This window comes from Jonesia quinghaiensis DSM 15701, assembly GCF_000423205.1.
In the GTDB taxonomy this organism is placed as follows: Bacteria; Actinomycetota; Actinomycetes; order Actinomycetales; family Cellulomonadaceae; genus Jonesia; species Jonesia quinghaiensis.
In genome coordinates this window covers 1-19,137 of record NZ_AUHN01000004.1, presented here as the reverse complement: position 1 = coordinate 19,137, position 19,137 = coordinate 1, and the positions used below count along the sequence as shown (strand labels likewise).

Genomic DNA, 19,137 nt, shown 5'->3' with positions numbered 1-19,137 from the left:
CATTGGGTGTTGGTGTACGTCCCCATCCTGACATACTGCGCCACCTCCTGCGCCCGAAACCCGTCACACACACCGGTAAATACCTCTCCTGCCACCCGATGCCCACCGGCCAGTGTGAGCCACAAGGCACCGAACGCTGGGGGAGGGTGGGTGAGACGCGGCTATCATGGTGGGGTACGACAGGGGAGCGCATCACGCGCTGAGAGTGCCACATGTGGCAGACCCTCGAACCTGATCCGGTTGATACCGGCGTAGGGAGTCGGGCTTCTCGCCATGACGCGCAGCAGCGTCATGGAACCCCTCCTTAGTATTCCTTGGGAGGACACACCGTGACCACATCACGATTGCGCAGTATCACTGCAACAACAACCCTGCTGGTGTTAGCTGGAACGCTAACGGCCTGTGTGCCAAGTTCCGATTCCACACCCAGTGGAACACAGTCACCTGCGGCAGGCGGCGACACGGAGGGGACAAACTCCACCGTCACCGTTGTGGTTCATGATTCGTTCCAGATCAGTGACGAACAAAAAGCAGCATTCACCCAGTCCACCGGGTATGACCTCAACGTGGTCACCAATGGTGACGGCGGGGCGTTAGTGAACAAACTTGTCCTCACCAAAGAGTCCCCGCTGGGCGACGTCGCCTACGGGGTGGACAACACCTTCGCGTCACGGGGAATCACCGAAGGGGTGTTCGCGCCTTACACCTCACCAGCCCAGTCACCCACCGGCGCTGACCTGGCAATCCCCGGCGATGACACCCTCACCGCCGTGGACTACGGGGATGTGTGCCTCAACCTTGACCCCACCTGGTTCAAGGACAACAACATTGACGAACCAACCAGCCTCGATGACCTGACTGACCCGGTTTACAAAGACCTCACCGTGGTGACGAACCCCGCGACCTCATCACCGGGGTTGTCCTTCATGTTCGCCACCATCGGCCAGTACGGTGAAGAGGGCTACCTGGACTACTGGAATGACCTCAACGACAACGGCCTGAAAATTGTGGACGGCTGGGAAGACGCCTACTACGTAGACTTCACCGGTGCAGGTGACGGCGACCGACCCATCGCGCTGTCGTACGCATCGTCGCCAGCTTTCACGGTCACCGATGACGGCACAGAAACCACCACCACCGCGATGCTTGACACCTGCTTCCGGCAGGTGGAGTACGCCGGTGTCCTTGCCGGTGCGAACAACCCCGAAGGCGGTCAAGCTTTCATTGATTTCCTGCTTGGCGACGACTTCCAAAACACCATCCCCGACGCCATGTACATGTACCCCGTCACGGACAGCGCAACCCTGCCCGATGCGTGGTCCCAGTTCGCGCCAGTCCCACCAAACCCCATTTCACTAGACCCAGCACTGATCGCCACCAACCGTGACGCCTGGATCAAAGACTGGAACGCGCAGATCATTGGCTAACACACCTGTTGTTGCCCCCCACACCGCCCCACGTGCTGCCCCGCACATCGTGGGTCAGGCGCGCACCCGTGCGGTGCGCCGCCTCGTGGTGTGGGGAGGCGCAGCAGCCATCCCCCTGATCTTCTTAGGAGTGTTCTTTGGGTGGCCAGTCACCGCGCTCATCGCGCGCGGTTTCCTCACCGACGGTGCCCTGGACCTCAGCGGATTCGCGGACGTCCTCACCACCCCACGCACCTGGCGACTCCTTGGCATCACCCTGGCCCAAGGGGTTGTCGGGACACTCGTGGCCGTGGCATTAGGAATCCCCGGCGCCTACATTTTGTACCGGTGCACCTTCCCCGGGCGCACCATCGCCCGCGCCTTGGTGACCATCCCCTTCGTACTACCCACCGTTGTCGTCGGTGTCGCCTTCCGGGCCCTACTAGCCCCTAACGGACCATTAGGGTTCCTCAACATTGACGGCACCTTCACCGCCGTCGTCGCGGCACTCGTGTTCTTCAACTACTCCGTCGTGGTGCGCACAGTCGGTGGCATGTGGGAAAAAATAGACCCCCGCACCGCAGAAGCAGCCAGATCCCTGGGAGCATCACGCACCCGCGCACTATGGACCGTCACCCTGCCACAACTGATGCCCGCCATCACCTCCGCCGCAGCAGTCGTGTTCCTGTTCTGCGCCACCGCATTTGGCACCGTCATGGTCCTCGGCGGGCAAGGCTACGGAACCATCGAAACCGAAATCTGGATGCAAACCGTCCAGTTCCTCGACCTACGCACCGCAGCGATCCTCTCCATCCTCCAACTCACCGTCGTAGCCCTCGCCCTGTGGGTCAGCGCCCGCGCCAGAACATCGCGCGAACGCGCCCTGACCCTCGTATCAGACACCACCGCGCAACGCCCCCTCAACCTGCGCCAAGACGCCGCCGCACTCACCATCACAGCCCTGACCGGCATCGGACTACTCGCCTGGCCACTACTGAACCTCCTCACAGCAGCGTTCCGCGACCGCAACGGCAACTGGACCCTCAACAACTTCACCGCCCTGGGCACCACCGGGGAACGCAACGCCCTGTCCGTGACCGTCTGGGAAGCGCTCTACAACTCCCTCGTCATTGCGTTCTACGCCACCCTCACCGCCCTCATCATCGGCGGACTCGTGGCCTACGTCGTATCCCGGCGCCCCACATCACCCACCGGAAAAAACGCCATCACCTGGCTCGACGCACTGTTCATGCTGCCCCTTGGTGTATCAGCAGTAACCGTCGGATTCGGGTTCCTCATCACCCTCGACCGGCCCCTCGGATTCAACCTCGACCTACGCTCCTCAGGGCTACTCGTCCCACTCGCACAAGCCGTCGTCGCCACCCCACTGGTCGTCCGCACCGTCCTACCCGTCCTCCGAGCAATCGACCCCCGCCAACACCACGCCGCAGCAACACTGGGCGCACCACCCTGGCGAGTAGCACTCACCATCGACTGGCCCCACGCCACCCGCGCCCTGGGACTCGCAGCAGGCATGGCCTTCGCCGTATCACTCGGCGAATTCGGGGCCACCTCATTCCTCGCCCGCCCCGACACCGCAACCCTGCCCATCGTCATCTTCCGGCTCATCTCCAAACCAGGAGCAGAAAACTACGGCATGGCACTAGCAGCCTCCGTCATCCTCGCCCTGGTCACCGCCGCCATCATGATGCTCGCCGAACGACTACGCACCACCACCGCAGGAGAGTTCTAATGGCACTGACCATGGACAACATCACCGTTCACTACGGCACCACCACCGCAGTCAACGCCGTCACCCTCACCGTAGGAGACGGAGAAATCCTCGGCCTCCTCGGCCCCTCCGGGTGCGGAAAATCCACCCTCCTCCGCACCATCGCAGGCCTAGAAACCGCCACCACCGGGCACATCACCTGGGACGGACAAGACATGGGCAACACACCCGTCCACCAACGCGGATTTGGCCTCATGTTCCAAGACGGCCAACTCTTCCCCCACAAAAACGTCGGCGCAAACGTCGCCTACGGGCTCACCATGCGCAACATCCCCCGCACCGAAAAACGACACCGAGTCACCCAACTCCTCGAACTCGTCGGACTCGCCGGAGCCGAACGCCGCGACATCCACACCATGTCAGGCGGAGAACGCCAACGCGTCGCCCTCGCCCGCGCCCTCGCACCACGCCCCGCAGTACTCCTCCTCGACGAACCACTCTCCGCACTCGACCGTGAACTGCGCGAACGCCTCGCCGTCGACGTCCGCGCCATCCTCCGCGCAACCAACACCACCGCCGTATTCGTCACCCACGACCACGACGAAGCCTTCACCGTCGCAGACCGAGTAGCCATCATGCGCGCAGGCGAAGTCCTCCAAACCGACACCCCCGAAAAACTCTGGCGCTCACCCGCCACCCGCAGCGTCGCCGAATTCCTCGGCTACGAAGCAATCATCAGCGAAAGCCCCTTCATCGGGTACGCCCCAGGCCACCACACCATCACCGCAACCCACACCAGCCCTGCCACCCCGGGCGACTCAGCCCCTCACAGCAGCCCTGCCAACCAAACACCACTCACCGGGATACTCACCGACCGCATGTTCCGCACCGGACACCCCATGGGCCGAGTCACCATCCCCACACTCGGAACCCTCACCTGCAACATCGCCCAAGGCCTCGACCCACAACTCGGCGACACCGTCACCCTCACACCTACCCCACCAACTCACTAAACGCCTTCGCCTGAGCCCGCTGCGACCTCCCCGCCTGAGCATTCAAACCCTCACACCACGCCGGATACACCCGAAAACCACGCTTACCACCACCCCCGTGCGACGACACCACCCCCAACTCGCGCAAATGCTCGACCGTAAACCGAAACACCCCAAAACGCCCCGCGAACTCCACAAAAACCAACAACCCATCCACCCCATCATCATCAGGAAAAGGCTCCGTCACCCCGCCCTCACCCCTCCGCCACACCGCAACAAAAGCACCAGGCTTCGACGCAGTAATACGCCCAGTGCGCACCCGCCACCGCTCACCACCAAAAACAGCAACCCCAGACTCATAATCACCACGCTGCTCCTCAGGAACAACCACAGCACCCACCCCATGCGGCGCCAACACCACACCACGAAAACGCTCAAAAGCAGAAAAAATCATTCACCAAGTCTAAGGACACAACCACCCGCTAACATTGACCACACAGCACCCGCACCAAACGGGAACTCAACAACAACAAACTGAGTTACAGAAGCTGTACACAACAAAAAACCACCAAGAAAACACGAAAGACACCACGAAACATGAACCCCACCTCCGAAGACGGCGACTATAGCGCCCCGGAAGACCCCTCTCATAGTCAGCCCCACACCAAGCTGACCCCCGCCAACGCCGCCCACGCACCACGCGCAACGGCTAAGGCACGCAACACCCCGCAGGCAGGTGCCTAATGCTCTCTGACATCCTCAACCTGCTCCTCGGGCTCCTCGTCATCGCGATCATCATCGCCGCCAACGGATTCTTCGTAGCCCAAGAATTCGCCTACATGTCCGTTGACCGCTCACGCCTCGGAGCCCAAGCAGACGCCGGAGACGCCACCGCACAACGCGCCCTCTCCGTCACCCGCCGCACCTCCTTCATGCTGTCCGGCGCACAACTCGGCATCACCATCACCGGCCTCCTCGTCGGATTCGTCGCCGAACCACTCGTCGGCCAAGCACTCGCAGGACTCCTCGGAGACACCGGAATCCCCGCCGCAGTGTCCATCACCGTCGGAACGGTCCTCGCGCTCGCGGTCTCCACGATTGTGCAGATGATCTTCGGTGAGTTGTACCCGAAGAACCTCGCCATCGCGAATCCCGAACCCCTCGCACGGGCACTAGCCCGCCCCACCGTCATCTATTTGGCGGCTTTTGGGTGGCTCATCACCGTGTTCGACCACGCCGCCAACGGGCTGCTCAAACTGTTGCGTATTGAACCCGTCCATGACGTGGATTCTTCAGCCACAGCAGCTGACCTTGAGCACATTGTGGCCGATTCCCGCAATTCCGGTGACCTGCCAGCGGAACTGTCCATGATCATTGACAGGATCCTTGACTTCCCCACGGAAGACGTTGAGCACGCCATGGTGCCGCGCGGCCGCGTAGGCACCGTCGAACCGCACACCACGATCGCTGAGGTGCGGATATTGATGGCTCGCGAACACACTCGTTACCCGGTGATCGGGGACAACGACGAGCCAGTGGGAACCATTCAACTTGTTGACGTGTTGCGGGCGCCGCAGGGTGCAACGATCGCTGATGTTATGCGTGAACCAACCGTTGTGCCCACCTTGATGTCGCTGCCCGATGCTCTGGCAGCGATGACCGCAGACAAAAACCAGTTGGCCTGTGTTGTCGACGAATACGGTGGGTTTGCGGGAATCCTCACCATGGAAGACCTCGCCGAAGAAATCGTTGGTGAAATCACTGACGAACACGACGATGAGGTCACCGAATATGTCGAACCAGAAGGTACCGGCATGTGGCGGATGAGCGGTGACGTTCACATTGACGAAGCCGAACGAGCCATTGGCCACGATCTGCCAGAGGGCGACTACGAGACTATCGCAGGCCTCATCATCGCTGAACATGGGTCGCTGCCAGACGAAGGAGATGTCATCACCATCGACATCCCTGACGACCCAGCCGATTCCATTTTGGATCAACCGATTAGCCGTTACATTGACGCCCAAATCCTTGCCGTCGAGCGGCACGTGCCCGCGATTGTGCGAATTGTTCTCCGTGAAGAGACAGTCACTAATGATGAGGAGGTTGAGCGATGAACAATCCATGGATTGTTGCCGCAGTCACCGCGGTACTAATTATTGCTTCAGCGTTCTTTGTCATCATTGAGTTCGCGCTCCTCGGGGCGCGGCGCCACCGGTTGGAAGAAGAAGCCGGGGAATCACGCTCAGCTCGTGCTGCCCTGCGTTCCATGAACGAGCTCACCATCATGTTGGCTGGTGCCCAACTGGGTATCACCGTGTGTACGTTCGCGCTTGGTGCAGTCACAAAGCCAGCCGTTGACAAGTGGCTTGGCCCTATCTTCACCGACTGGGGGATGCCCTCAGCGACAGCAAGTGTCCTGTCCTTCGCGCTGTCCCTGTTCTTTGTCACGTTCCTCCACCTTGTGGTCGGAGAAATGGCGCCAAAGTCATGGGCGATCGCTCACCCCGAGCGAGCATCGAAAGCCATTGCGGTCCCAGCACGCGGATTCATCGCTATTTTCCGACCACTCCTCATGTGGATTAACCACATGGCGAACCGGCTTGTTGCCGCCTCAGGTGTAGAACCTGTTGACCGGGCTGCAGCTGGTGGTTACGACGTAGCAACGATGCGCCACCTCGTGGAGCACTCCGCTGAGATGGGTTCATTGGAAGAGTCCGTGCGTAGCCCCCTTGCTGGTGCTATCGACCTGGAAACGATGCGTGTTGACGCGCTCGTTCGCCGTGACACCCGCCCAACATCGGTAACAGTTGATGCAACTGTCGCTGACGTGCAGGCCGCTTCACAGCGCACCGGGCACCTTCGGATCCTGGTTAACGCAGAACCTGGGGAAGAGCTTCGTGTACTCCACGTGCGTGACACCCTCTTGGAAGCCGCTGAGTCGCCAGCGCGTCCACTTGCCCGCCCAGCACTGGTATTGCCAGCAGGAACACTCCTCCACGAGGCGTTAACAAGTATGCGGCGAGCCAGCGAACAGCTCGCTGTTGTGCGGGACGGTGACACGGTGATCGGCGTGATCACACTGTCAGACGTGATGAAAAATGTACTACCCACCGCATCTGTGTAATTGATATGTGGTGACGTGATGGTGGTGCTGAATATCCGGCACCACCATCGTTGACCGGACGAAAAGGGCGTGGTTCACTCGCAACATGAACCACGCCCTTTTTCGCGCCCGTGGCTGGGTTGTCTTCGCCGTTTTTTGTGTTGTTGTAGTAGCGCTTGGCTACGTTGCTTATCGCCATGAAGAAAACCTTGACCGAATGCCGAACGTTGAGCGCGCCTTTGTTGACAGTGGTGATAGTGCAGATATTGCACACATTAAGGAAATTGTTGACGATCTTTTAACAGACGCAACACTGCCAGGGCGAATTGACAATGCAACATCGCTGGAACGTGAAGAAACGTTGCGCAACGTTTATACCAGTGAAACGGAAATAGCTGAAACAGCCCGGATTTACAGCGACGGTGTTGTCGATGTGCATGCTGGCGGTGATTCACAATCGGCTTATGTTCATAACGAGATGCGGATCAAACAGTTTGACGGTGTGCGGGTCACTGGTGACAGCGCTTATGTTCTTTTTCATGGGGCGCAGAAATACACAATGCTTGATGGAAGCCACACTGAAGACCCTATTTCGCAATACAAAATCCACTTGCAACGCTCGAATGACACACAATACGGCTGGCTCATTACACAGCAAGCCTCGAGTTTTGTTGAGGTTTCAGGGTACTAACGGGATCGGTGAACAACGATGATTTTTATAGCTGTGCTGTTAGTGCTCTTGAGCTGTTGGGTTGGCGCAGAGTGGGGTGCCACAAGTGGAACCAGTGAAAGCGGTTCACGGTGGAGGTTGACCCTCTCGATGGTCGCGCTCTTTGCAACAACTGTGTATTTCGGTTCTGCGGGAGAAACCACCTCGCCACTGCAAAAAGCAGGGCTGATACTCGTTGCCATTCTGTGTGGTGTAGGAGCCTACGCGGTGGCTACGCGAAAAAGTCTTCCCGCTCCGCAGTAGAAAGAAAACTCAGCGCGCGACACGGGTTGAGGTCGTTGACGACAGAAGTACCCATAGTTATATTGATCACAGCTAAAGCTTAGTTTCTTCGCCAAAGTTGGAGAGTGGTCGATGTGGACATCCAGAAACTCTGGGCCAAGTCCGACACAGACCAAAATGGCAACCTTAGTTGGGCTCCTCTAACAGCGCATATTCATGACACAGAGAACGTTGCGACACTCTTGATCAGTCGCTGGGTTGATGCACATACACTCGACTACCTCGCCCAGCGGAGTTCAACGACTCCCCAAAACTTCAGCAAGTTAGCTGTATTCCTCGCCGCCGTGCATGACATTGGTAAAGCGACTCCTGCTTTCCAATGCATGCCGTTGAAAAAGAAATCAAACGAAAAGTTCGGCGCGCGGCTCAGCGTCTTCACTGATATGTATCACGCTGGAGTATCACATCTAGATCTGACACCCGACGAAGCCAGATCTTTACCCCACAATCATGCCTCATTCCATATTTTGGTCGCGTGGTTGCAAGAGCGGCATGAATGGGAAGTGCTCGATGCGCGCACCCTAGCAATAGTTGTTGGGGCCCATCATGGCGGGTTCCCACAAAAAATAGATTTCCTTGATGCCCCAACCGTGGGTGAGTCTGAACTACTTGGCGACGCTGAATGGAAATTGGCGCAGTACAAAATCCTCGACACTGTTGCCCACCGGACCGAAGTTGGCGCGTTTTTGACGTACAACTCATTCCGGCTCTCAGGAGAAGCCCAAGCTTTCATCACTGGGCTAGTGATCGCCTCTGACTGGCTTGCATCAGACTCTCGGCGCTTCAAACTATGGCCCGATGGTCAGAACGTTCCTGAGAACAGCCATGGTGGAGAGCGATTACATGCGGCGCTCAAGGACTTAACGCTTCCAGCACCGTGGGCACCGCCGCACCCCCCATCTAATACCGGCCAATTCCTAGCGCGACGTTTTGAGCTACCAGCACATGCCACACCAAACGCCTACCAGGAGGCGCTACTTACTGAAGTGCGACAAGCGCAAGTACCGGAACTCTACATTCTTGAAGCTCCCACTGGGAGTGGAAAAACTGAAGCGGCTCTCCTCGCAGCGGAGGAACTCGCTGCACGTTTCGGACTAGCAGGCATCAACCTTGCCTTACCAACGCAAGCGACCACTGATGCAATGTCCCGCCGGGTATTACGGTGGCTTTCAACGATGTCTGCCCATTCGGACAACGTGGGGGACCAGCCAGTTTTCGATTTCCAGCTCATACACGGCGCGGCTGACTTGAATAAAGAATTCCAGGCTTTGCCGCTTCCTCCTGACACCACTGGGATGTTCGATACTGAGTACACACATGACCCGGTCTACGTAAACCCGTGGACTGAGCGTGCAAAACTGCGATTACTCGCCGGGTTTACCGTCTGCACTATTGATCAGATCCTCATGGCTGCGTTGACCGTGCGTCACAACGTTTTGCGGATCCTTGGATTGTCGCGCAAAGTCCTCATCATCGATGAGGTCCACGCCGCAGACACCTACATGATGAAGTACCTTCTGCGCGCGATTGAATGGTGTGCAGCATTAGGTGTTCCGGTGATTTGCATGTCCGCAACGCTCCCCACCTCACTGCGAGACAAGCTCCTTACTGCATATGAGGATGGTCGAAAAACACCTGTGAAAGGGACTCTGCGTACCATCGGGCGCCGGTCACGATCGACGAATGACACCCCAGTTTCACTCGAAGTTCCGGTGTACCCGCGTCTATCGTCCACGCGTAGCGCCGATTGCGGGGCCCACCACATTGTCGGAAAAGAACCCACAAAAAATGTGCGACTCACCGTGTCACCGTTCAGCGATGAGGAGATCGCGGATTATCTGGGTGAGCGGTTGTCCGAAGGCGGAAGGGTCCTGATCCTCCGTAACACCGTGAAATCGGCCGTGAGTTTGTATGACGTGCTGCAGCAGCGCGGGTTGCCGGTATTTCTGTCGCATTCACGATTTATTGGTGCGCATCGTGCAGATAACGATGCGCGTGTACTAGCTGACTTTGGCCGACACATTGCAGATGCGGGAGAGACAAAAATCCTGGTAGCGACACAAGTTGCAGAGCAGTCCTTGGATATCGACGTTGATCTTCTCATCACCGACATTGCACCGTCTGACCTCTTGTTCCAGCGTATAGGCCGCCTGCACCGCCACCCAGAGCGTCCACGCCCCTCCGGTTTCACTACCCCTGAATGTGTGGTGACGTCGCTGTTGTTCCACGAAGCGAAAGCGCCGGAGTTTTCCAACGGCTCAGATCTCGTTTACAACAAGTATTTGCTCCTCAACACTGCAGCCATCATCCAAGAGCGATCGCTTCACAGCGCAGTAATTTCGGTTCCTGAAGATGTTCCCTCATGGATTCATCACACATACGATGCGCCTCTGGCTGCCCCGGCAGGGTGGGAGAAATCCCTCACTGATGCTCAACGAACCTTCATTGCTGTGCAAGAAGGGAAGGGGCGTACTGATTATGTTGTGCAAACTCCTGTGACTCGTGACCCATTGTGGGGCTTTACCTCCGTTCATCTCCAGGGCTCGGAGGAGGAGGTTCAAGCGAAAGTGCGTGACGGGTTGGAGAGCATCGAAGCGATCCTCATCATCAATGATCACGATGACTTGAGATTGCTGAATCCACCAGCGGGCATTCAACCGGACCTGAATATCGACCTCATTCCAGGTGAAGAGCAAATCTGGTGGATGCGCAGAAGCGTGGTGCGCATACCCGGTTATGTGACGGCGGGGGCGTCCTTGGACAAGTTTCCCGGTCAGTTAGAGAGCTTTTTCCCAGCAGCCTGGCAACACAGTGCCCTGCTGAAAGGGCGACTTTTTGTTCTTCTCGATTCCCAGTATTCCGCCGCCCTTGAGCAGCAACGCCTGACGTATTCACAAGAGAAAGGACTCCAGGTGAGTCGCATATGACAAGGCAATATGACCTGAGACATGAAGAATGGATACCGGTTCTTCGCGCCGACAACACCATAGGAAACGTAGGACTTATCGAGGCGTTTCGTCAGGCCCCGCAGATACGAGGACTTGCGGTGGAAAGCCCACTACAACGGTTCGCAGTGACTCGGCTCCTGTTGGCGATCCTCCATCGCAGCGTGAAAGGACCGATAGATACTGACCATTGGGTGCAGATTCGTGACAGTTGGGCAGAAGTTGTTGAGGCAGTTGAGGACCACCTTGACGCATTCTCCGGCCATTTCGACTTACTCCACACGCACACGCCGTATATGCAGGTCCCAGACCTTCACACCACAAAAGGTGAGTTCAGTGGGCTGGAGCGGCTTGTTCTCGATGTTCCCTCGGGGGAACAGTACTTCACAGTGCGGTCAGGTTCGGGGCTAGACAGGATTAGTTTCGCTGATGCGGCACTGTGGCTCACTGCACTCCACGCGTATGACGTCAGCGGCATTAAAAGCGGTGCAGTGGGGGACCCACGCCAAAAGGGTGGGAAAGGGTATCCGATTGGCCCAGGCTGGGCAGGCCAACTGGGTGGTATTCAGGCCCGCGGGGACAATCTCAAAACCACCCTGCTCTATAACCTCGTGATTCCCGAAAACATTGGCCCCCACTTTGCAGGTGTGGACTTCACGGCAGATGGGGATGTGCCGTATTGGGAGCGCCGTCAACGAGAGCCGGAGAGCTATAGTGCAGCTCCACGCTTTCCGGATCCGGCCGACTATCACTCAAACTTTGCCACTGGCCCACTGGACCTGTACACCTGGCAAACTCGGCGGGTCAGGCTTATTGCGGATGATTCAGGGATCACCCACGTGCTGGTCTCCAACGGGGATAAGATCCTGCCCCAAAATATGCACGCCATGGAACCTCACTCGCAATGGAGATACTCCGACCCGCAAAGTAAAAAATTCAAAACAACAGTCTTCATGCCTGCCGAGTATGATCCTGACAAATCAGCATGGCGAGGCTTGAGCGCATTACTCGCACAAGCCCCTGAAGCTCGCAAAGACAGTCCGCGGGCTGTTCGGCCTGGGGTATTGGAGCACCTCGGGGCGCTCGCTTATGACGGCCACATTGGGGTATCGGCGCTTTCCTTCTCAACGGTCGGAGTTATTTTTGGCGCCCAGCAATCATCAATCAGCACAGTGGTTGATGATCACCTCGAATTAGCAACTGCACTACTACCAGCTGACAACAAAGAATTACGCCAACTGGTGGTTGAAGAACTAGACCGGATCGAAGGCATAGCTTTTCGGATCGGAATCTTCGCCCGCGACTTAGTCCATGTAATTGGGGACAACTCCGCAGAGACCGCCCAAGCCCGTGCCAAAGGTGACTACTACTCCCGCTGTGACACTGTTTTCCGCACCTGGCTTAGTTCACTATCCGATCCAACAGCGCTCATCGACAGCGCAATGCAGCTTGAAGAACAAGTACTCAACGTTGTGTACAGCCTTGCAGATGATGTTCTCGCGCAAATGCCACCGTGGGTCGTGGTTGGGCGTGAAGACCCGTCCGATTCCTCTCAATGGATCTCCGGTGCCATTGCTCAACGACGGCTTATCGCTGGCGCACGGAAAATCCTCACTCATGTAACACCACCGGCCAGCTCTGGAGGTCAATAATGACAACCCCCGACTCTGACACTAAGAAAACGTCCTTCCACGAATTTGTGGGCAAGAAAGTAAACGAACTGTACCGAAGTAGTGCCCACTCATCAACGAGTAGAGGCACCCTCGCTGCACTGCGGAGAGCGGCCGGGAAACGACCAGGCGAAACCCCGGAAATCTGGGACATCACCATGTCAGGGCTAGCAGAATACGATCAAAATCCGTGGGTGCGACGCCTCCAACGCAGCGCCCCAGAAGCCCCGACGCCCCATGAATCAGCTGCGCACATTGTGCTGTGCCTGTATGCAACGCACCAGCAATCACAAGCCAACAACATGAACGACCCAAATACCCCACTGGGGCGCGCGATCCAACGACTCCATGCAACGGGGCGCGAAAGCGGCGGACTGAACAAGAGGTTCACCGCACTCGCAACCTCGCAAGACATTGATGAGGCCGCCTTCCACCTCAGGGGAATCGTGACACTGCTACGCCGTCAGAGCATTCCTTTGGACTATGCCCAACTCGCACGAGACCTTGTGAATTTCCAAGACCCCGAGCGCAGGGGCCAAGTGCTTCTGCGGTGGAGCAGAGACTTCCACCGAACACGCGCCGATACGCAAACCGCAACCCCAGAAACCGCTACGGAAACCCTTGAAGGAGAAAAACGATGACTGCTCTCTACGTTGAAATCCACGCACTACACACTTTGCCACCCAGCAACATCAATCGTGATGACACGGGTTCCCCAAAATCTGCCATGTACGGCGGTGTTCGCCGGGCCCGTGTCTCCAGTCAAGCGTGGAAACGAGCCATCAGAACTCACTTCAACGCCACTATTGACCCGGCAGATCGTAGCTACCGCACAACTCACTTGGTGGAGAAAATCGCAGGCTACATCACAGACATCAACCCTGAACTGAACGAGAAAGCTGGTGACTACGCGAAAAAGGCGCTCGCGGCTCTTGGCTTGAAAACAGCTAAACCCAAAGGTGGTGAGGAGCAGGACTTCGAGGTGACTGGTTATCTCGTTTTCATGTCCGCTCACCAACTCAGGGCAATCGCCGAGAATGTCGTGGCATCCATCCAAGATGACGGCTCATTGGCATTGGATAAAAAGTCACTTCTTGCTCTGACAAAAGGCAAGCACTCAGTAGACATCGCACTTTTTGGTCGCATGGTTGCTGATGTTCCTGACATGAACCTCGATGCGTCTGCCCAAGTGGCGCATGCATTAGGTGTGTCACGTCTCGATACGGAGTTTGACTTCTTCACTGCTGTCGATGACGCGAAAGCCGAGCAAAGCGACGCAGATAAAGGCGCTGGCATGATCGGAACAGTGGAGTTCGCGTCCACAACCTTTTACCGCTACGCAACGGTGAATGTCACGAGCCTGACGCAGAGCTTGGGGGAACCTGAAGCAGCCAAAGCAGCGGTGTTGCAGTTCGTTGACTCATTTGTGAAGTCAATGCCTACAGGAAAGCAAAACACTTTCGCTAACCGTACGCTGCCAGATGGCCTTGTCATCACTCTACGCACTGACCAACCCGCATCCTACGTTGGTGCCTTCGAAGAACCACTGACCCCCCTACCCGGTGAAGCGTTGTCAACCCACGCGGCACGCACACTGGTTGAGTATGCATCGTCGCTTTCAGAGGCGTACGGAACCACACCAGAAGTAACACTGACGCAAGGTGTTGGAACAGTGGGGGAGACTCTCAGCTCACTAGGAGCAAAGCACTCACTCCCAGACTTGCTTTCCACCCTCGATCAAGAGCTATCACACCGACTCGCCATTCAAGGCTGACCGATGCCCACACTGCTTATCCGCTTATCGGGGCCACTACAGGCGTGGGGAACCTCATCACGCTACGTGCACCGCCAGACCGACCAACATCCCAGTAAGTCTGGGATCATTGGCCTCCTCGCAGCAGCACAAGGCCGCCGCCGCACCGACAACATCGAAGACCTCGCACAACTGCGTGTGGGAGTGCGTATCGACCAGCCAGGACGCCTAGAAAGGGACTTCCAAACCGCGCGTTCCGCGGATGGGAAACGCTCGATGCCATTGTCATACCGCTACTACATGGCTGATGCCGTATATGTCGCAGGCATTGAAAGCGATAGCGCCGAGCAACTCGAAGAAATCGCGGAAGCCCTGCGCAGCCCTCAATTCGCGCTTTTTCTTGGGCGACGTTCCTGCCCACCAGATAGGCCTGTGCTCATTGGGGTAGTGAATCTCCCATTGCTCGAAGCGCTCACAGAAGCGCCGTGGGAAGCGACAAAAACCTACCTGAGAAAACTCAAAACTGAGCACAAAAAACTCGACGTCATTTACGATGCCCAAGATCAAGAATCAGCGGGCTACGTGCGAGACCACCCGGTGAGTTTCGACCCAGCGCACCGGCAATACCAGTTGCGTGCCGTGCAGCGGCATGAGGTTCTTGCCCACAACCCGCACTACGTCCCATCCCGAGGAAACAAGGCAACAGTGCCTCCTTCCCACGAGCCATTGGAGGGCCTCCTCTAATGTTCATTTCTCGAATGTCATTAAACCCTTCACGGCGCGAAACCCGGCGCTTACTTGGAAACCCACAAATCATGCACGCCACGGTAATGGCATCATTTCCGCCTGCCGCTCACGATGTTGCTGGTGACCAGAGAATCCTGTGGCGAGTGGATACCTCACCTACCCGCCACGACCTGCTAATCGTCAGCCCAACACCGCCTGACCTCACCGGAATGGTGGAAACTGCTGGGTGGCCAACCGCTGAAACCTGGCAAACACGGGAGTACAACCAACGCCTCAACACACTAAAAACCGGCCAACAATGGGCTTTCCGGCTCATGGCTAACCCGACACACACGATTGCCTCTGGCAACGGGAAACGCGGAAAGAGAGTCGCACATGTGACACCAACCCACCAACTTGCGTGGCTAGAACACAAAGCAGAGGCCCACGGGTTTACGTTGCACCCACTCACGTCAGCGACCCAACCAGGTGAAACAAACCCACTTGAAGCTAGCGCCCTCATCACCAAGGTCACGGACTGGCGGTTCGCTCGACAACGAAAAACTGTCACCCTCAAAGCAGTGCAATTCGATGGTGCACTCGAAATCACCGACCCCGATACATTCAAGCAAACGCTGACAAACGGTATCGGTTCCGCAAAAGCATACGGTTGCGGGCTCATCACCATCGCACCACTCAAAAACTAACCAGCTCAGAAAGGAAAGAACAATGACACTGCCTGGGGGACGGCCGCCAACCTCACAAGAACTGGTCCGTGCCCAAGACAGGTTGTCATTCATCTATCTACAGCACTGCACCATCAGCAGAGATTCAAGCGCCATCACCGCAACTGACGAACGCGGCACCGTTCATATACCCGCCGCGTTCGTCAGCTGCCTGCTCCTAGGCCCAGGAACCCGCGCCACCCACCAAGCCATGAGCCTCCTTGGAGAATCGGGGGCAAGCATCGTCTGGGTTGGAGAAAACGGTGTCAGATTCTATGCGGGCGGGGAACCCATAGCCCGCAGCTCACGGCTACTCATTGCCCAAGCAGAAAAAGCTAGCCATGAACGGAAACGCCTGGCAGTGGCCCGCGCCATGTATGACATGCGATTCCCCGGTGAGGACACAGCAGGTTTAACCATGCAACAACTACGCGGTCGCGAGGGCGCCCGCGTCCGACGTAGGTACCGTGAAGAAGCAGAACAACACGGAGTGACATGGAAAAAACGGGACTACACGCCCGGAGATTTTGAATCCGGTTCACCTATAAACCAGGCGCTCACTGCAGCGCACTCAGCGCTATACGGAATCGTCCACTCAGTGATCGTCGCACTCGGTTGCGCACCGGGCCTCGGATTTGTGCACACAGGGAACTCACGTTCCTTCGTCTATGACATAGCGGACCTATATAAAACCGACCTGAGCGTACCAGCGGCTTTTAGTGTTGTTGCCAGCGGAAATCCTGATATTTCGACAGCAGTCCGGCGCGAAATGCGGGACCTTTTCGCAGGGCAAAAGGTACTTGAAACTTGCGTCAAAGACCTCCAGAACCTCCTTGTTGGTGAGGAACTAGAAGAAGCTGAAACACTTGCCGATGTGGTTGCGCTGTGGGACCCCATAGGCAACCGTGCAGCAGGCGTCAATTATGGATGGGACTAACCATGACGGTCATCGTACTGACTGCAGTTCCACAATCACTGAGAGGGCAACTCACACGGTGGCTCCTCGAAGTGTCAGCTGGCGTTTTTGTAGGAAAAGTTTCCGCACGGGTCCGCGAGCTATTGTGGGCCCGAGTCAAAGAGCACATCGGTACGGGCCGCGCCCTCATGGTGTGGCAAGCCCGAACCGAGCAAGGCCTCGATTTTCTGACACACAACCATGACTGGCAACCAACAGACTTTGAGGGTGTCACGTTGATGCTCCGCCCACGCAAAGACGAAAGTTCCTCACCATCACAGGCATCGGGGTGGAGCGCAACGACTCAACGCCGGCGGTACGGACAGAAACCCACCTAGCACGATGGCGCGATACTTTGTGAGGTCGGGCGACTATTGTCCCGCTACAATCGAAGGAAGAACGACTTGACGGCCAGTATTTCTGCTGGTCGTCAAGTATGCTCCCCGCACTCGCGGGGATGAGCCCACAGTAACAACCAGCGTCCATTGGACAGCAATATGCTCCCCGCACTCGCGGGGATGAGCCCCATGAGTGACTTCATTGACCACATGGAAACAGATGCTCCCCGCACTCGCGGGGATGAGCCCCGAAACCACCTTGCGGTCGGCAATGACCTGGGATGCTCCCCGCACTCGCGGGGATGAGCCCGTTGCCCTTGTCAGCAAGACAACAACCACACGATGCTCCCCGCACTCGCGGGGATGAGCCCTCTCTCCTTCGAGAAACCCAAGTCTCGAAAGAATGCTCCCCGCACTCGCGGGGATGAGCCCTGGTTACACACCGTTGACGTGCGGCAAAGCGCATGCTCCCCGCACTCGCGGGGATGAGCCCTCCGGCGCTCTCTAAGCCTGGTGCTGGGGCGGATGCTCCCCGCACTCGCGGGGATGAGCCCCGGTATTATAGATTTCCGTTTTTCTTATAATGATGCTCCCCGCACTCGCGGGGATGAGCCCAAACGATCTTTAACGACCTGCAACCGGTATGCATGCTCCCCGCACTCGCGGGGATGAGCCCACGCCGGGTTTCTGGGGCGTTGGCGACTATGTATGCTCCCCGCACTCGCGGGGATGAGCCCGCCGTATACATGGTGCCGAGGTTAGGAGTACAATGCTCCCCGCACTCGCGGGGATGAGCCCAGCACTACTCCAGTGGTCGCCATAGCCCCCAGATGCTCCCCGCACTCGCGGGGATGAGCCCGGTTCTTTCACGGTCGCAGACATACCAGATGGATGCTCCCCGCACTCGCGGGGATGAGCCCCCATGGAAAATCAGATGAAAAGAAACCCACATATGCTCCCCGCACTCGCGGGGATGAGCCCGCCTATGAGCGCTTGAATCACAGGGGCGACAGATGCTCCCCGCACTCGCGGGGATGAGCCCACCACTGGACGTCGCATGCTAAACAGGTTGTCATGCTCCCCGCACTCGCGGGGATGAGCCCCGGTTTAACTCGGTGATCAGCTGGATCAGAGGATGCTCCCCGCACTCGCGGGGATGAGCCTGGTATATGGGACTCTCTGAGGCAGGCGCGGCGATGCTCCCCGCACTCGCGGGGATGAGCCTGCTTGTTTTTGCCTACTCCTGGCAAACTTCAAATGCTCCCCGCACTCGCGGGGATGAGCCCCCCGAACGGCAAACAACGAAACGCCGCCCACCATGCTCCCCGCACTCGCGGGGATGAGCCAATGAGGGTAACCCATTCCCATTGCCCTGCGTCATGCTCCCCGCACTCGCGGGGATGAGCCTACTCGACGCTGTGGGCACAAGTGATTCGGCCCATGCTCCCCGCACTCGCGGGGATGAGCCCTGGACAGAGTTGACCTGGGCATAGTCGTCATAATGCTCCCCGCACTCGCGGGGATGAGCCCGACGGTTGCGTCGTTGAAGGCGGTTTCCCAGTATGCTCCCCGCACTCGCGGGGATGAGCCCCTGTCGGGTGGGTTTAAGCTCACGGATGCTTTATGCTCCCCGCACTCGCGGGGATGAGCCCCGGTCCTCAAGGCGATCCAACCGCGCCTTCGCATGCTCCCCGCACTCGCGGGGATGAGCCTTCGCGGCACCTGCCCGCAAACGCACCCCAATAATGCTCCCCGCACTCGCGGGGATGAGCCCTCA

General features: G+C 57.7%; 16 protein-coding genes, 1 CRISPR repeat array and 1 riboswitch. Of the genes, 15 read left to right on the top strand and 1 reads right to left on the bottom strand.

Features of this window, described 5'->3' with window-relative positions; genetic code table 11:
* Positions 1-171: 171 nt before the first annotated feature.
* Positions 172-275, top strand: a riboswitch (TPP riboswitch).
* 54 nt (positions 276-329) lie between these two features.
* Genes G538_RS0100110 through G538_RS14245 form a run of 3 tightly spaced genes read left to right on the top strand, consistent with a single transcriptional unit; the run spans position 330 to position 4,151 of the window.
* Positions 330-1,427: a thiamine ABC transporter substrate-binding protein gene (locus tag G538_RS0100110; protein WP_051196402.1), complete on the top strand. Its 1,098-nt coding sequence runs from the start codon at positions 330-332 to the stop codon at positions 1,425-1,427.
* A gap of 49 nt (positions 1,428-1,476) precedes the next feature.
* Positions 1,477-3,159: an ABC transporter permease gene (locus tag G538_RS0100105; protein WP_245566774.1), complete on the top strand. Its 1,683-nt coding sequence runs from the start codon at positions 1,477-1,479 to the stop codon at positions 3,157-3,159.
* The gene (locus tag G538_RS14245) at positions 3,159-4,151 is read left to right on the top strand and encodes an ABC transporter ATP-binding protein (RefSeq protein ID WP_051196401.1); all 993 of its coding nucleotides are present in this window, start codon (positions 3,159-3,161) and stop codon (positions 4,149-4,151) included. The genes G538_RS0100105 and G538_RS14245 overlap by 1 nt, the downstream gene beginning before the upstream one ends.
* Here the strand turns inward: G538_RS14245 and G538_RS0100095 are convergent.
* Positions 4,132-4,584: a MepB family protein gene (locus G538_RS0100095; protein ID WP_029067703.1), complete on the bottom strand. Its 453-nt coding sequence runs from the start codon at positions 4,582-4,584 to the stop codon at positions 4,132-4,134. The two genes, G538_RS14245 and G538_RS0100095, sit on opposite strands and share 20 nt — an antisense overlap.
* Positions 4,585-4,727: 143 nt before the next feature.
* On the opposite strand from G538_RS0100095, the gene G538_RS17840 reads away from it, so the two are divergent.
* The 12 genes from G538_RS17840 to cas2e all read left to right on the top strand — a co-directional run bounded on the left by G538_RS17840 (position 4,728) and on the right by cas2e (position 17,360).
* Positions 4,728-4,874, top strand: coding sequence for a hypothetical protein (locus tag G538_RS17840; protein WP_157544233.1), 147 nt, complete (start codon positions 4,728-4,730; stop codon positions 4,872-4,874).
* A complete protein-coding gene (locus tag G538_RS0100085; protein ID WP_029067702.1) occupies positions 4,874-6,247 on the top strand; it encodes a hemolysin family protein in 1,374 nt (457 codons plus the stop codon). The genes G538_RS17840 and G538_RS0100085 overlap by 1 nt, the downstream gene beginning before the upstream one ends.
* Positions 6,244-7,257: a CNNM domain-containing protein gene (locus G538_RS0100080; RefSeq protein WP_029067701.1), complete on the top strand. Its 1,014-nt coding sequence runs from the start codon at positions 6,244-6,246 to the stop codon at positions 7,255-7,257. Before G538_RS0100085 ends, G538_RS0100080 begins: the two co-directional genes overlap by 4 nt.
* A gap of 85 nt (positions 7,258-7,342) precedes the next feature.
* Complete coding sequence (locus tag G538_RS0100075) at positions 7,343-7,927, top strand: hypothetical protein (RefSeq protein ID WP_029067700.1); 585 nt, start codon at positions 7,343-7,345, stop codon at positions 7,925-7,927.
* 395 nt (positions 7,928-8,322) lie between these two features.
* Positions 8,323-11,175 (top strand): CRISPR-associated helicase Cas3', encoded by a 2,853-nt coding sequence (gene cas3 / locus G538_RS0100065; protein ID WP_169514066.1) that lies wholly within the window; start codon positions 8,323-8,325, stop codon positions 11,173-11,175.
* Positions 11,172-12,845 carry a type I-E CRISPR-associated protein Cse1/CasA gene (gene casA / locus G538_RS14240; protein ID WP_084617903.1) on the top strand — a complete coding sequence of 558 codons (1,674 nt, stop codon included), beginning with the start codon at positions 11,172-11,174 and terminating at the stop codon, positions 12,843-12,845. Before cas3 ends, casA begins: the two co-directional genes overlap by 4 nt.
* Entirely contained in the window at positions 12,845-13,504 is a 660-nt protein-coding gene (casB, locus tag G538_RS14235) for a type I-E CRISPR-associated protein Cse2/CasB (protein ID WP_051196399.1), read from the top strand. Before casA ends, casB begins: the two co-directional genes overlap by 1 nt.
* Positions 13,501-14,637, top strand: coding sequence for a type I-E CRISPR-associated protein Cas7/Cse4/CasC (cas7e, locus tag G538_RS0100050; RefSeq protein WP_029067697.1), 1,137 nt, complete (start codon positions 13,501-13,503; stop codon positions 14,635-14,637). The genes casB and cas7e overlap by 4 nt, the downstream gene beginning before the upstream one ends.
* Before the next feature lie 3 nt (positions 14,638-14,640).
* A complete protein-coding gene (gene cas5e / locus G538_RS0100045) occupies positions 14,641-15,360 on the top strand; it encodes a type I-E CRISPR-associated protein Cas5/CasD (RefSeq protein ID WP_029067696.1) in 720 nt (239 codons plus the stop codon).
* Positions 15,360-16,049: a type I-E CRISPR-associated protein Cas6/Cse3/CasE gene (gene cas6e / locus G538_RS0100040; protein ID WP_029067695.1), complete on the top strand. Its 690-nt coding sequence runs from the start codon at positions 15,360-15,362 to the stop codon at positions 16,047-16,049. The genes cas5e and cas6e overlap by 1 nt, the downstream gene beginning before the upstream one ends.
* 22 nt (positions 16,050-16,071) lie before the next feature.
* Positions 16,072-17,004, top strand: a complete 933-nt coding sequence (gene cas1e / locus G538_RS0100035; protein WP_029067694.1) for a type I-E CRISPR-associated endonuclease Cas1e — start codon at positions 16,072-16,074, stop codon at positions 17,002-17,004.
* Positions 17,005-17,006: 2 nt separating this feature from the next.
* Positions 17,007-17,360 (top strand): type I-E CRISPR-associated endoribonuclease Cas2e, encoded by a 354-nt coding sequence (cas2e, locus tag G538_RS0100030; RefSeq protein ID WP_029067693.1) that lies wholly within the window; start codon positions 17,007-17,009, stop codon positions 17,358-17,360.
* A gap of 98 nt (positions 17,361-17,458) precedes the next feature.
* Positions 17,459-19,134: a CRISPR direct-repeat array (repeat unit 29 nt; unit sequence ATGCTCCCCGCACTCGCGGGGATGAGCCC).
* Positions 19,135-19,137 lie beyond the last annotated feature (3 nt).